The sequence below is a fragment of the Vibrio tarriae genome (assembly GCF_002216685.1).
GTDB classification, from domain to species: domain Bacteria; phylum Pseudomonadota; class Gammaproteobacteria; order Enterobacterales; family Vibrionaceae; genus Vibrio; species Vibrio tarriae.
Genome location: NZ_CP022353.1, coordinates 994,679 through 1,008,179 on the forward strand (window position 1 = coordinate 994,679; position 13,501 = coordinate 1,008,179).

The 13,501-nt window shown below is 46.6% G+C and carries 10 protein-coding genes; 4 read left to right on the top strand and 6 right to left on the bottom strand.

Annotated features, from left to right (window positions below):
• Positions 1–15 precede the first annotated feature (15 nt).
• From CEQ48_RS10275 to pepE, 4 genes are all read left to right on the top strand, one after another.
• On the top strand, positions 16–870 hold the full coding sequence (locus tag CEQ48_RS10275) for a MurR/RpiR family transcriptional regulator (RefSeq protein ID WP_089072368.1): 855 nt from the start codon (positions 16–18) through the stop codon (positions 868–870).
• Positions 871–931: 61 nt separating this feature from the next.
• Entirely contained in the window at positions 932–2,293 is a 1,362-nt protein-coding gene (gene dcuC, locus CEQ48_RS10280; protein WP_089071168.1) for a C4-dicarboxylate transporter DcuC, read from the top strand.
• Positions 2,294–2,302: 9 nt separating this feature from the next.
• Positions 2,303–3,532, top strand: coding sequence for a peptidase T (gene pepT, locus CEQ48_RS10285; protein ID WP_089071169.1), 1,230 nt, complete (start codon positions 2,303–2,305; stop codon positions 3,530–3,532).
• A 20-nt stretch (positions 3,533–3,552) separates the two neighbouring features.
• Positions 3,553–4,284 carry a dipeptidase PepE gene (gene pepE / locus CEQ48_RS10290; RefSeq protein ID WP_089071170.1) on the top strand — a complete coding sequence of 244 codons (732 nt, stop codon included), beginning with the start codon at positions 3,553–3,555 and terminating at the stop codon, positions 4,282–4,284.
• Between the two features lie 46 nt (positions 4,285–4,330).
• Here the strand turns inward: pepE and CEQ48_RS10295 are convergent, their stop codons facing one another.
• From CEQ48_RS10295 to CEQ48_RS10320, 6 genes are all read right to left on the bottom strand, one after another.
• A complete protein-coding gene (locus tag CEQ48_RS10295; RefSeq protein ID WP_089071171.1) occupies positions 4,331–5,122 on the bottom strand; it encodes an EAL domain-containing protein in 792 nt (263 codons plus the stop codon).
• Positions 5,123–5,408: 286 nt separating this feature from the next.
• Positions 5,409–8,459 carry an efflux RND transporter permease subunit VexD gene (gene vexD, locus CEQ48_RS10300; RefSeq protein WP_089071172.1) on the bottom strand — a complete coding sequence of 1,017 codons (3,051 nt, stop codon included), beginning with the start codon at positions 8,457–8,459 and terminating at the stop codon, positions 5,409–5,411.
• Positions 8,459–9,553, bottom strand: a complete 1,095-nt coding sequence (vexC, locus tag CEQ48_RS10305; RefSeq protein WP_089071173.1) for a multidrug efflux RND transporter periplasmic adaptor subunit VexC — start codon at positions 9,551–9,553, stop codon at positions 8,459–8,461. The genes vexD and vexC overlap by 1 nt, the downstream gene beginning before the upstream one ends.
• Before the next feature lie 218 nt (positions 9,554–9,771).
• A complete protein-coding gene (locus tag CEQ48_RS10310) occupies positions 9,772–10,350 on the bottom strand; it encodes a PqiC family protein (protein WP_089071174.1) in 579 nt (192 codons plus the stop codon).
• Positions 10,347–11,975 (bottom strand): intermembrane transport protein PqiB, encoded by a 1,629-nt coding sequence (pqiB, locus tag CEQ48_RS10315; protein WP_181710929.1) that lies wholly within the window; start codon positions 11,973–11,975, stop codon positions 10,347–10,349. Before pqiB ends, CEQ48_RS10310 begins: the two co-directional genes overlap by 4 nt.
• Positions 11,976–11,986: 11 nt before the next feature.
• On the bottom strand, positions 11,987–13,285 hold the full coding sequence (locus CEQ48_RS10320) for a paraquat-inducible protein A (RefSeq protein ID WP_181710930.1): 1,299 nt from the start codon (positions 13,283–13,285) through the stop codon (positions 11,987–11,989).
• Positions 13,286–13,501: the final 216 nt, after the last annotated feature.

Sequence of the window (13,501 nt, forward strand, 5' to 3'; positions counted from 1 at the left end):
ATCTTTGGGAAAATGATGAATAAGCAAGTGTTTATTAATAGTGTGAATAATTTAAAATCAAGTACTCCAGCTGAAAAATTGATTATTGAATATTTCATTAAAAATTACACAATGCTTCCATTTGCTAAAATGGATGAACTCTGTCATCAGATAGGGGTTGGCAAAGCAACACTGGGACGATTTTTAAATCGACTTGAATTTGATGGATTTATTGATTTTAAGAAAAGAGTCTCTGAAGAATTGGTACAGGAATTGACGACTCCCATTGATCGATGCAGTAATTTAAATATTCAAAGCCCTTACGATGAACTTATCAAAAATCATTATCAGGAGATGCTTTCTAATCTGGAGTCAACCTATCAGTTGATTCAGTCAAACGATTTTTCTTTGGCGATTGAGCATTTACTCAACTCACAAGGTAAGCTTTACATTATGGGCAGTGCTTCCGCAGAAGCGCTGGCTAACTACTTCTATCTCTTAGCGCGTTATTTAAGAAAGGATGTCATTTACCTTAAAGCAGATGCTTCGACTTTACCGCATCAATTAGTGGATGTAGAGCCAACGGATACTCTATTTGCCATTTCATATCACCGTTTTTCAAGTATTACGGTTCGCTGTGTGCGTTGGTTTAAGCAACACGGTGGAAAGATCATTATGTTAACCGATCAACAGGTTAATCCATTTGTTGCTTATAGTGACATTCAATTTACCGCAGAAAGCCATAGCGAAGGGTTATTTAATAACCGTACATCAGGTTTTTCAATTATTGAAGCCTTGATAAAAGGCATGTCGATAACCCACGATAAAGATAAACGATTCCGAAGGATCGAAGATACATTTAATGAATTCCATATTTTCAAAGAAAGCTAAGAGAATATAAAGCTCTCATCATTCACTCGTAATGATAAAACCAAACTATTAGAGGTGTAATATGATTACATACTTAGCTCTACCTATTATTTTTCTGGTCGGATATTTCATTATTAAAAAATATAATACTCAAGCCGTTTTACTGCTTGCTGGTTTATTAATGATCATGCTGGGTGTAATGAATGGCGATACTGATTTTATGCCTAAAGGAGGTAAGCCGACAGGGGCTATTATTGTCGATTTCTTTGAAGTTATTCATTTGATAGCCTCTTCGACCCTAGCTAAATTAGGTTTGATCATTATGGCGGTAGGGGGGTTTTCAAAATACATGAGCCATATTGGCGCAGCTAACGCTATGGTGCAGATAGCGACAAAGCCGCTTTCTTACATCAAAAATCCATATTTGGTTTTGGCGATGGCCTATATCACAGGACAATTGATCAACATCTTCATTCCCAGTGCGACAGGCTTATCACTACTCTTGTTGGTCGCTATGTACCCAGTTTTAGTTGGGGTAGGTTGTAACCCTGCGGCCGCCGCTGCAGTTGTTGCAACGACAGGTTGTTTGGATTTAGGCCCAGCGTCTTCGGCGGCAAACAAAGCGGCAGAGGTGTCGGGTATTGATGTGGCAACCTATTTTGTAAGCTATCAACTGCAAGTTTCTATTGCTGCTATGGTGGTGATTGCGAGTTTGCATTTTGTCTGCCAGCGCTATTTTGATCGCAAAGATGCAGAAAATGGCGTTCAAAGCGAGTTCAATATTCAGGAGAAGGCGCAGCGCGTTGTACCGAAGTGGTTTGCGATATTCCCAGTATTACCTTTGGGTCTTCTGCTGACGTTTAGCCCATTTGGTATTGATACAATCAAAATGAATGTGGTGACGGCGATGTTTATCGCGCTGTTTATTTCCATGGTATTTGATTATGTTTTGACACGTGATGGTAAAACAGTCGCAGCATCGTTACGCGTGTATCTCGATGGTATGGGTGGCGTATTTGCTAGCGTGGTGAGCTTGATTATCGCCGCACAAGTCTTTGTAACGGGTCTTGAAACTATTGGCTTTATCAGCTTGTTATTGGATTCTGCCTCAAGTCTAGGTTTTGGTTATATCGCCATGGTATTGGTGCTGGTCTCCATTATTGTGCTAGTGACTTTACTCTCCGGTTCAGGCAATGCTTCATTCTTTAGTTTTTCCAATCTTGCCCCAGATGTCGCCGCTCAAGTAGGTGCTCCGATCGCGGCGGTAGCAATGCCAATGCAACTTGCGTCAGGCTTAATGCGTTCTGCTTCGCCTGTCGCTGGGGTAATTATTGCGTGTGCAGCCGTTGCCAATGTTTCACCGATTGATCTTGCTAAGCGTACGGTTATTCCGATGTTAGGTGGATTGGTCACGGTGCTTTTGGCTTCACAACTGTTCATTTAGGAGAGAGCGATGAATATTGTCGATAGATTTATTGGTTATACCGAAATCAACACCACAACGGACAGAACGAAAGGGGCACAAGGGATCATGCCTTCTTCTCCTGGGCAAAAGGTGTTGGCACAACAACTGGCTCATGAGCTAGAGCAACTTGGGTTGGTGGATGTGCAGGTTGCGGAGACTGCAATTGTGACTGCAACACTGCCTGCCAATATTGAACATGATGCTCCTACGGTGGCTTTCTTTGCGCATCTAGATACGAGTGCGGAGCAATCCAACAACACGCGGGCGCAGATCAAACAGCATGAAAAAGACGCGATTTGTCTCAACGAAGAGTTAGGGATTTATCTGCGCGAAAGTGAATTTCCTGAGCTGGCGGCATACCGAGGTCAAGAGATTATTGTCACCGATGGAACCAGTTTGCTGGGGGCGGACGACAAGGCGGCTATTGCGGCGATTATGGATGCCTTGCAGTATTTTCAAGCGAATCCAGATCAGAAACACGGCACAGTAAAAGTCGCTTTCTTGCCGGATGAAGAGCAAGGGCTGAGGGGCGCAAAAGCCTTTGATGTGCAATCTTTCAATGCAGATTTCGGATTCACTTTGGATTGCTGTGGTATTGGTGAATTTGTGTGTGAAAACTGGAATGCTGGCGATGTAGTGGTGACGTTTACGGGTCAGTCGGCGCATCCGATGTCGGCTAAAGGTAAGCTGAAAAACTCATTACTGATGGCGCACAAATTCATTGCCATGCTGCCAGCAGGTGAAGCGCCAGAATACACTGAAGGACGAGAAGGCTATTACTGGGTCAAAGAACTTAAAGGCAATAGCGCAAAAACCGTGTTGAATCTCGACGTGCGAGATTTCACACGCGAAGGTTATCAACAGCGGATGCAATTTTTACAAAAATTGGCGGAGAGTTGTCAGCAATTATGGGGCGGTGTGGAAATCAAACTCAGTGATCGCTATGAGAATGTTGCCAACAGCTTGCAAGAGGATCGCTTTGGAATTTTAGAGATTGCACGGCAAGCCTATCAGCGGAATGGTATTGAAATGAAAGCCATTCCTATGCGTGGTGGTTATGATGGTGCTGTGTTATCGCAAAAAGGGCTACCATGTCCAAATCTGTTCACAGGCGCACATAATTTCCACTCTATTTACGAGTATCTTCCTGTTCGGTCACTGTATGCCGCCAGTGCAGTGGTGCAAGACATCATTCGTTTAACCAGTGAAAAGCAGTGAAATCACGGAGAACAAGCATTATGAATATTTTATTATTGAGTAACGGTAAGGTCAGTGGCAATGAAACCTTGCTACAATTTGGTTTAGATTGGATTGAAGCGGCGATTAAGCGCACGGGTGCGAAGCGGTTCTTGTTCATCCCTTACGCGATGATCCGCGGGAATTATGATGATCGATTAGCGCAATTAGAGCAGGTTTTAAGCCCATTTGGAGCAACTGTCTCTGGCATTCATCATGCGGATGATCCAGTTAAAGCTGTTGAAGAAGCCGATGCCTTTATCGTCAGTGGTGGTAATACTTGGGTGCTGAATAAACAATTGCATGATTTGGGGCTGGTTCGTCCACTGCGACAGGCCATTATTAAATCCAATAAGCTCTATATCGGTTGGAGTGCAGGAACCAACATTGCGTGTCCAACCATTCGTACTACAAATGATATGCCGATTGTTTCTGCTGCTATACTTCCAGCGTTGAATCTAGTGCCATTTCAAATCAACCCGCATTATATCGAAGCGTCTATTTCAGGCCATATGGGCGAAACCCGTGATGAGCGTATTGAGGAGTTTTTGATTCAAAATCCGCATGAGCTAGTTGTTGGGATCCCAGAAGGGACTCTACTGGAGGTTTGTGATGACACTCTCCATTATCACAGCCCCGCAGGGGCTCCATTAAAGTTATTCCGTCACGGCTGCACGGCCGAGTATTTTGCCGCTGGTGAAGAGTTGACTTCGCTGATGCAACACGGCTGTTAGCCTCGTTGTTCTAAAAGCCAACAGGGCAGTGGCTCTGTTGGCTTTTTTATGATTTACCATTCAATGGAATAAGAGGGGTTGGCCGCGCTAGATAGTAACCTTGGAAATAATCAATTCCCAAATTCTTCATTAAACTTAGCTGCTCAGAATCTTCGACACCTTCTATCACAGTTGGAATATTGGTGGCATAGCAGAGCTGTAAAATGTCCTCAAACACATGAGTTTGACCACTGCAATAAGCATCCAACAACCCTTTATCGAGTTTGATGATTTGCGGATGAATCAAATCAATACGTCGAATATCCGAAGCAAAACTGCCATAGTCATCGATCGCAATTTGAAATCCAGACTGTTTAAGATATTCCCCCGCTTTACACAAGAGCTCTTCACTGGAGGAATTGGATTCGGTGATTTCGAGAATGATTTGCTCAGGATGCAAGCCTAATTCACGGATCCGCTCAACAAGGAGGTTTGAAGGGTAGGCTTGCGACATGTTGTATTCATTAGAAATGGGAAGGATATTAAGAAATAGCTTATAAGAGGTCTTCGCACTTTGTGCAAAATTTCGGATATGGATAACTCGGCTTAAACGGTCAATGTTGATGCAATCTTCGATGGAATATTGGTTGATATCGAGCACGATATTCGGAGCAATAGGGGTTTGAGTTTGCGTATTTTTGACTCTAAGCAAAGCCTCAAAACCGAGAATTTCCCTCGATTGATCGAAGATAGGTTGATAGACACTGCTCAGTTCAAGGTCATGATATTTCGCGCACCACAAGCTCTGATTATCCTGATAAAGGTGGGCGTTAAATTCTGTTTTTGAACTGATGACCATACAACACTCCAGTTTCTTGTTTGGTATAATTTTCAAAGAGTTTTAATGCTAATTAACCTGAAATGCGCAAGAGTTTTCCTTGATATTCAAACAAAGCACCTACTTATTGTAGTGATAAATAAGTTGGATTTCTGAATCAATTTTGATTCACTGGGCGAAATAAGCTGGATAGGGTACGAAAGTAGCCAACACCGCGGCAGCTTCATATCGAAAGGATTTAACCTCTCGAAGTAACCAATAAAGGCTCCATGCGGAGCCTTTATTGGTTGGGAGATTCGCCACCTGTTTATGCTTTGGCGACTTTCACTCTAAACAGCACGGCATAGAAGAGCGGGATCACGACTAAGGTCAGAATGGTGGCAAACAGCAAACCAAACATAATGGTGACCGCCATACTCTTAAAGAATGGGTCTACCAGCAGTGGAGCCACACCTAAAATCGTGGTGAATGCGCCTAGCAGAACCGGGCGTGCGCGGCTGACCGCCGCATCAATGATTGCGAAATAAGCTTGTTTACCTTCGCGAATTTCCGCATCCGCTTGGTCAACCAACACAATCGCGTTTTTCACCATCATACCAATCAAGCTTAAAAAGCCGAGGATCGCCATAAACTCGAACGGAGTTTGAAAGGCGATAAGGCCAATGGTGACACCCACGACGGCAAAAGGAGCCGTCATCCAGATCACGAGTGGCTGACGCAGCGCGTTAAACATAAACACCACCGCGAGAATCATCGCCGCAAAGCCGTAAGGCGCGGAGAGCGCCAAGCCTTCATTGGCATCTTTCGAGGCTTTGTATTCACCGTACCAAATCAGCTCATAACCAGCTGGCAGCTCAATCTGCTCGATTTTTTCGCGCACATTATTGAACGCATCAGCCGTCATCACACCCGGCGCAGGGTCAGCTTGCACCAAGATGGTCGGCATGCGGTTAATGCGGCGCAGCAAGGCATCTTGATAGACGGTATCAACCGAATCCACCAGTTGGCTCACCGGAACGTAACGACCCGTTTGAGCGCTGAACACTTCACTGTTTTCAATCGCTCGTTCGTGGTGGCGCTCATTCTCTGGTGCGCGAACCATCAACGGGATCAAGTCATTGCCTTCGCGATACACGCCAACATTTCGGCCATTGAGCGTTTGCGCGATCGCGGCGCTGATTTCTTGCGTGGTTAAGCCAAGACGCTGTGCTTCTTGCGCGGAATACACAGGTTGCAATACCGGCACCTGTTGACGCCAGTCATCTTGCACCGCAATCAAGTTCGGGTCGTTATGCATAATCGCTTTGGCTTGTTCAGCCAATTGGCGTAGCACATGGCTGTCTGGGCCTTTGAAACCGGCTTCAATTTTCTTGCCGCCGCCGCGACCGAGCATAAACTTCCACACCTTGATTGAGGCATCTGGGTATTTGGCATCCAGCTCATTTTGCAGCTCGCCTACTAATGGGGCAATTTTGGTGTAGTCATCAATATCAATCAGCAGTTGGCCGTAACTTGGGTTACGCGCCTCGGGTGAATAGGTCAGCATGAAACGCAGGCCACCACCGCCGATGAAACTGGTAATATTGGTAATACCGTCTTTTTGCGCCACGTCTTTCTCAATGCTGGCGACAACCTGTTCGGTCCGACCAATATCTGAGCCTTGTGGCAAGTACACATCCACCACAAATTGTGGGCGTTGCGACTCTGGCATAAAGCCCGGCGGAATAAACTGAGCGCCCCACACCGCAGCCACTAAGGTGCCGAGCAGCATGACGCAACTGACTACGCGGTGGCTTAATACCCATTGCAGTATCGCTTTATAACCCGTTACCAATTTAGACGGTTTTGCCTCTTTGGTTACAGGTTTAACGCGCAGAAAGTCATGGCACAGCATAGGGGTGACGGTCACCGCAAACACCCAACTCAAAAACATCGAGTAGAGGATCACCCAAAACAGTGAACCCGCATATTCGCCCATATCCGAAGGGGAGAGGCCAATCGCGCTGAAGGCAAAAATACCCACCACCGTACCGCCCAGCAGTGGCCATTTGGTGGCATTGACCACCTCAGAGACCACTTGCTGTTTATCGGCGTTCGGCTCTTGCTGAAAACGCACTAACACACCATCGGTAACCACAATCGCGTTATCCACCAGCATACCGAGGGCGATGATGAGTGCGCCGAGCGAAATCCGCTGCATGGCGATGTCATCAATCAGCATTACACATAAGGTACCGGCAACGGTGAGCAGCAGAACAAAACCTATGATGACGCCCGAGCGTACGCCCATGAACAGCAGCAGCACGACAAATACGATGGCGACAGCGGCAATCAGGTTATCGATAAAATTGGCGACCGAAGCACGCACCGAGTCAGACTGCATCGAAATCACATGCAGATCCATGCCCAGTGGGCGCTGGCTTTCAAGCTCCGCCAAACGTGCTTTGACGGCATCGCCCATCTCCACCACGTTACCGCCAGTGACGTTTGAGATACCAAAACCAATCGCACGCTGACCGTTATAGCGCATCAACATCGATGCTGGCTCGGTGTAGCCACGGCTGATGTTGGCAATATCACCTAGGCGCACAACCGCATTGTTGCTACCGACCGCCACTTGCAAATTAGTGAGGTCAGCCAAAGAGCTGATGTTGGATTTTGGTATCACTGGAATGCGCATCTGCTGAGCATCGACGCTGCCTGCAACGGTGACTAAGCTCTGCTTTTGTAGCACTTGCAGCACGCGTTCAACCGAAAGACCAAATTCCGCCATGCGTTCGCTGGACATCTCGATAAAGATCGCTTCTTGCTGCTCGGCCAGCGTGGCGGCTTTGGCTACACCCGGCACCAGAACCAGTTCACGGCGCAGTGTATCGACGTAGTCTTGCAGCTGTTTGTCGCTAAAGCCTTCTCCTGTCACTGCGTAAAACAGCGCGTACACGTCAGAGAAGTCATCGTTAACGATTGAAGCGCCGGCACCGGGAGGCAGTTGGCGCTGCGCATCCGCGACTTTGCGGCGTAATTTGTCCCACACCTGCTGCAGCTGCGCCGAGGATTTGGCAAATTCGAGTTTGATTTCCACTGTCACTTCAGAGCGGCCTTGCATCGAAACTGATTTGACTTCTTTTAGCTCTTGTAGGGCTTGCACCGCACCTTCGATGACATCGGTCACTTCATCGGAAACTTCTTGCGCGGTTGCGCCAGGATAAGGCGTCACAATCACCGCTTGGCGAATGACGAACTCAGGGTCTTCAAAGCGACCCAATTTGAGGTAGCTGATGTAGCCGCCAATCAAGGTCAGGGCTATCAGCACCCAAACGCTGGTGCGTTTGGCAAGGGTATAACGTGCAATATCCATTATTGGGCTCCGTTGTTATCCGTGTAAGGACGAACGGTCATGCCTTCGCGAACACTTGAGACACCCGCGATGATCACCTGCTCACCCGGTTTAAGATGCTGGGTGATCACTACGCGATCTTTGTAGGTGGTGCCGATGTCCACGTAACGCTTTTCCGCTTGGTCTTGCGCATTGACCACCCACACAAATTGTTTGCCTTGGTTATCTGGCACTAGGGCGGTCAGTGGTAGGGTGATCAGCGTGTTTTCAGCGGCGGTATCCTCGGCAACCGGCAGCACTTTGGCCGACATGCCGGGCATGACTCGGAAACCTTTCAAATCTTCAAAACCAAGCACTACAGAGTAAGTTTGTGAATCCGAACTTGGCTGAGTGGAGTAGGTACGCAGTTGTAAATCAAATTGCTGATTAGGAATCGCACTTAACTCGGCGATCGCGCGGGTATTACGCACACCAGAGAGCATGACACGATGCGGGATCTCAATCGCCACTTCCAAATCATTCAGATCTTGCAAAATCATGATCACTTGATTGGCTTGCACTTGAGCAAAGTTCTCGACGGTTTTTTCACTGATGACGCCATCAAACGGGGCAGTGATTTGGGTGTACTCCAGTTTGCGTTTGGCCTCTTCCACGCGGTTTTTGGCAAGGTCGTAGCGATTGGTGACTTTATCCAGCTCGGCTTTAGAAATGGCTTGGGTTTTCTCAAAAATGGCTTTGGCGCGGCGGTACTCTTGTTCGGTATTTTTTAGCTCAAGTTGCGCAGCTTCCAGCGCCGTTTTGGCATCTCGCGAGTCGAGGCTCGCCAGCAATTGGCCTTTTTTCACCGTATCGCCTTCTTTTACCGCGATATCCGTTAAGCGGCCACTGATGCGAAAGGCGAGATCAGCGCGCTGAGCGGCGCGCACTACGCCATTAAACGTGAGATCGGAAGCGCGTTGACTTGCGACAATCTCGGTTAATGCGGGTTTGACCACGGGAGCGGTGGCGCTGACTTGTGGCGCTTCACCGCAGCCAGCCAACAATAAAGCCGAGGCGATCACTGCGCTAAGCAATGAGCGCTTTGCAGCTATTGAACGAGTAAAAGAAGGATTCATAGTGTGTTGCTCCTCAATTTCACAATTGGGAAAGGGGATTTGTGTGAATCCCCATGCCTTTAGACGTTTTTTCCTGCCGATTACTTCAAATCGGTAGGAGCCGTGACCATCAAGTGGTTAACATTTTGCGCATCATACCTTGAGTAATGACAAAAAGTAAACTTGTGGGTGTACATTTATGTTGGGCTTTTTATTCTATCGATAACCTGATTGTTTGCTCAGCGAGTTACCAATTGGGTTTCGATCTGAGTTGAAAGTTGATCTATACCCGCAGAGAGCGCTTCAACCAGAGCGGGGTAACCCGTATCTTTGAGCGGCACCTGAAAACTGAACTCTTGGTTTAACATGCTTTCTCCTTTCGGGTTGAGCAGTTCCCAACTGCCAGCCACTTCGGCATTGCCCGTGTAGACACCATTAAATCGCTGTAATCTCACCTGCAGTTTCCAGTGCTCTTGCTGGATGAATGAGGCATTCAAAGGCGCAGGCCAGTAGCGAGATTGCTTATGGCGCAGATCATTGGTGATACGCTGTGTCAGTTGTGGGCTAAGCCGCTGCGCCCACTGGTTTTGTCTGGCTTGGATCACTTGTGTTTCCGACTGACGATAAACAATCCCTTGAGTATCGAGATAAGCCGCTAATTCCACGGGTTGAACCACCAGCAAAGGCAATCCCTTTGGTTGGGTTAGCTCACTGAGCTCGGGGTTGTTCGGCAGTAAATAGAAGCTGACTTTAGGCTGCGGAGTTCCTCCGCAGCCGAGCAGCAGTGTGGTTAACATCATTAATAACCATGTTTTCATTCTTGCTTTCCTTTCGCGGGAATTGGATCTGCTGTATTACTTTCACCAAAAATCAACGCATTGGGTTTTTCATTAATGGTACGCAGCACGGGTTTAAATTCGGCCATCACCTGGTTGAGCTCTTTTAATGTGGTTTCAAGCTCACGATATACCGTCGACTCAGGGCCAAAACCACCTAGGGTCGTTTCCAATTGTTTGAGGCTTGCTTGAATATCCGCCGGCAGATTCTGTGTCTCTTGTTTTTTCAGAATGCGCTCCGCTGAGGCCAAGAGTTTCTCGGACGCTTTTAATGTGCCGTTCAGTGACTCTAAAGTGTCATCCATAGGCAATCCGTTGAGCTTTCTCAGCAATTCGGTAACTTGTTTTTGCACTTCAGCAAATCCACCTTGTTTGGTGGGGAATAGGGGATACCCTTCGAAGTGCCTCAACCCATCAATTTTTTCTTCTGGGTAATAATCGGTATCAATGTACAAAGCGCCAGTCACTAAGTTGCCAGTTTTTAACGAGGCTTTGAGCCCTTTGAAAAACTCCTGCTGCATACGTGACTTCAAGGTGGGGAGATCGGCTTTGTTGAAATTATCGTGCAAACGACCCAGTTCAATTCGTACCAGAACGGGAATGCGATTGGTATTGATGTCGGTACTCGAAGTTCGAGTTCGCAGAGGCACTTTGCTGACCGTACCGATGCGTAGGCCACGATATTCGACCGGAGCGGAAGGTTTGAGCCCGCGTACCGATTCATCAAACATCATCACGAACTCGATGTAGTCATCAAACATGCCTTCACGGATCTGCTTTACATCGTCAAACAAGCGAAATTCGCTCAGCTGTTGAGTAATCGGTTGACCAGAATCCTCTTCTTGTAACTGGCCAAAAGTGACACCGCCTTTGAGTAAGCTTTCTATCGAGCCTAAGCTGAACTCGAGGCCTTCGGCATTAAGTTGAAGGTTGATACCAGAATTGAGCCAGAAGAAGGAGCGCGTATTCACCAACTTATCGTACGGGGCAAAGATAAAGAGTTGGTACTGAGCTTTTTTAGTTTCAACATCAAACTGAGTGCTCTCCACTCGTCCGACCGTGAAGCCTTCATACATCACCGGATCGCCCACGTTGAGTTTTCCGGCTTCTTTATTGGTCAGCACCAAGCGCAGGCCTTTGGCATCATGCGGCGCAATCGGTGGTAAGTCCATAACCTTAAAATGATCTTGAGAGGCTGAGTTATTACCCGGTTGGAGCTGAATATAGGCTCCAGAAAGTAAGGTATCGAGCCCTGAAACACCATCTCGGCCAATGCGAGGTTTAACAACCCAAAAGAGCGTATCTTCGCGCAACATGCGATCGGCATCTTTGCTCATTTGCGCTGTTGCCACGATGTGATCGTAATCTTCGCTGAGTTTGATCTCAGTAATTATTCCAACATTGACATTGAGAGCTTTAATTTGGGTTTTACCCACTTCAAGCCCATCAGCTGTCGGCAAGATGAGTGTTATCTTGGGACCCGTGTTATTGACATATTGAAACAGCATCCATAATCCCATCGCAAGGGCGAGAATAGGAATAATCCAAATCGCAGAGAGCTGCTTTCGCGCGCTTATTTCAGCATTTACTTGAGGTTCATCACTCATAGAAAGTCTTCTCAATTCATTTTTGTTGGTGAGGATACAGGCGGCTCTTGCCACAAGATTCGGGAATCAAAAACCATGGCCGAGAGCATGGTCAATAGCACCACTGCCGCAAAAGAGAGTGCAGCAGGGCCGGGATAAATCGCCATCAGGTTATGTAGTTGTACTAAAGCCACCAAGATAGCGACGACAAAAATATCAATCATTGACCAGCGACCGATGAATTCGGTTACGCGATACACTTTGAGACGTTTTAGATTCTGCTGCTCTGGAAACACATTAAGTTTTCCGGCTTGCCAGTAGAGCCAACCGAGCGCAAACATTTTGGCTATAGGAATAAAAATACTGGCGATAAAAATCACCATCGCAATCGGATAAGAGCCAAGGTGCCATAGCAAAACTACCCCTTGCATAATGGTTGAGCCTTCCGATTTGCCGAGGCTCAAGGTGTACATCATCGGATAAAGATTCGCTGGAATGTAAAAAATGACGGCCGCAAGCAACAGAGCCCAAGCCCGCTGTAGATTCAACTGTGGATGATAAGCGTGCAGGCGACTGCCACAGCGCAGGCAAGTGGGCTTTTTTTGCTCAGGCTTGAGCAGATTGATTTGCTGACAAGTGTGGCAACTCACATAGTTGTGTGTACAGTGGGTTTGCCCAGCAAGTACTCCTTTGGGCATTTTTGCTGGGATAAAATGCTGCCATAACCAATAGCGATCAACCTGCGAGACAGTTTTCACTACTAATACTGAAAAAAAACAAAATGCCCAAAAGGAGTAACCCATCGCTACCTCGGCTAGTGAGGCTATTTTTATGAGACTGACTAATACGCCAATTAAAAAGACATCAACCATCAACCACGGCTGAACTTTAAATAATGCTTTGCATAAAAGTTTTGCGCGTTGGATTTCTGAGGCTGATAGTGTCCGTTGTTTGCTCTGTGCCGCTCTAAAAGACAGAAAAAGAAGTATCGTGATGTAGAGCGCCGGAAAAAGGATAACGGTGGTAAAGAGTAAAATGGCTAATAAAACGTTTTGAAATTCACCGAGCATTTTGGCTGCATTTAACAGCGTAATTTCTTGGGTCATTCCTTGCACGCTAAATGACATAAAAGGAAACGTCAGGCTGAGCACCAATAAAATCAAGCAACTGATGGTTAATGCGACAGCGGTTTGGTACGGTTTTTGAGGCGTTTGGGTGAGCGTATGCCCGCAACGAGGACACTGCGCAGTTTGTGCTTGGCTTAAAAGTGGTACGTTGGTTATCAGCCCACACTCGTCACAACCAATCAAATGATTCTTTAGTTTGTCCATAGTCATTGGTTTTATTTATCGTTAGTTGGTTGGAATCATTCAACTCGGATCTATAACAAGCCGATATTAAATGTTGAGAGCTTGTAACATTTGGGATTTATAGCAGCCTTATTGTAGCGATTTATTCACATGACTAAAGAAAAGTTTTTTATTTTCAGATAGATTTCATTTTAGCGAATCATTGATGAGGCGGGTTAATAATGGCGACAAAAATGG

What these genes read in the sequence shown, in the direction of transcription:
- CEQ48_RS10295 (WP_089071171.1), bottom strand. Translation starts at nt 5,122, where the DNA reads ATGGTCATCAGTTCAAAAACAGAATTTAACGCCCACCTTTATCAGGAT.
- CEQ48_RS10275 (WP_089072368.1), top strand. Translation starts at nt 16, where the DNA reads ATGAATAAGCAAGTGTTTATTAATAGTGTGAATAATTTAAAATCAAGT.
- vexD (WP_089071172.1), bottom strand. Translation starts at nt 8,459, where the DNA reads ATGGATATTGCACGTTATACCCTTGCCAAACGCACCAGCGTTTGGGTG.
- CEQ48_RS10320 (WP_181710930.1), bottom strand. Translation starts at nt 13,285, where the DNA reads ATGGACAAACTAAAGAATCATTTGATTGGTTGTGACGAGTGTGGGCTG.
- pqiB (WP_181710929.1), bottom strand. Translation starts at nt 11,975, where the DNA reads ATGAGTGATGAACCTCAAGTAAATGCTGAAATAAGCGCGCGAAAGCAG.
- pepE (WP_089071170.1), top strand. Translation starts at nt 3,553, where the DNA reads ATGAATATTTTATTATTGAGTAACGGTAAGGTCAGTGGCAATGAAACC.
- dcuC (WP_089071168.1), top strand. Translation starts at nt 932, where the DNA reads ATGATTACATACTTAGCTCTACCTATTATTTTTCTGGTCGGATATTTC.
- CEQ48_RS10310 (WP_089071174.1), bottom strand. Translation starts at nt 10,350, where the DNA reads ATGAAAACATGGTTATTAATGATGTTAACCACACTGCTGCTCGGCTGC.
- vexC (WP_089071173.1), bottom strand. Translation starts at nt 9,553, where the DNA reads ATGAATCCTTCTTTTACTCGTTCAATAGCTGCAAAGCGCTCATTGCTT.
- pepT (WP_089071169.1), top strand. Translation starts at nt 2,303, where the DNA reads ATGAATATTGTCGATAGATTTATTGGTTATACCGAAATCAACACCACA.